The sequence below is a fragment of the Dolichospermum sp. UHCC 0406 genome (assembly GCF_009712025.1).
Lineage (GTDB): Bacteria > Cyanobacteriota > Cyanobacteriia > Cyanobacteriales > Nostocaceae > Dolichospermum > Dolichospermum lemmermannii.
Window position 1 is genome coordinate 71,470 of sequence record NZ_VILA01000004.1, and the last position, 821, is coordinate 72,290.

The 821-nt window shown below is 45.4% G+C and carries 1 protein-coding gene; it reads right to left on the bottom strand.

Features of this window, described 5'->3' with window-relative positions; translation table 11 throughout:
* On the bottom strand, nucleotides 1-694 hold a 694-nt coding region (trmD, locus tag FJR09_RS05150), incomplete at its 3' end, for a tRNA (guanosine(37)-N1)-methyltransferase TrmD (RefSeq protein WP_015079844.1).
* Nucleotides 695-821 lie beyond the last annotated feature (127 nt).

Sequence of the window (821 nt, forward strand, 5' to 3'; positions counted from 1 at the left end):
ACTCCCCCTGCTCTTCTTGCCATTTTTTCAGCAAATCGGGACGACGGGAAGCAGTGCGCTGAATTTGTTGTTGAAAACGCCAACGAGCTATTGCTGCATGATTACCACTTAGTAGCACATCTGGGACTTTCCAACCACGAAAATTAGCAGGACGAGTATACTGGGGAAAATCTAACAAACCCGCTTCAAAACTTTCATTTTTGAGAGATTCCTCCTTACCCACAGTTCCCGGTAGCAACCGCGTCACACCATTAATCAAAGCCATAGAAGGAATTTCTCCCCCAGTGAGGATAAAATCGCCCAAAGATATCTCACGAGTCACCAAATTTAGCACCCTGTCATCTACCCCTTCATAATGACCACAAATAACAATCAATTGGTCATAATTCGCGGCTAATTCCCGCAGCAAGGGCTGGTTCATCGGTTGTCCTTGGGGACTCATCAAAATCACATCACGACGGGGTAGAATCGGCAAAGACTCCACAGCCGCGAAAATCGGTTCTGGCTTCATCAGCATTCCCACACCACCACCATAGGTTTCATCATCCACCTTGTGGTGTTTGTCCGTGGTAAAGTCTCTGGGATTAACTAGATGCACTTGAGCAATCTGTTTAGCTAAGGCCTTAGCCAGCAAACCAGAATTGAGAATTGACGTGAAACAGTCAGGGAAAAGTGTAACTATATCAAAACGCACAGTAATTCGTATTCGATAGAACTAATATTAAGGGTAGATACCTAGCCAATAGAATAACTGATAACGTAGCACATGAGTCAGGAGTCAGGAGTTCAGGAGTCAGGAGTCAGGAGTCAGGAGTCAGGAG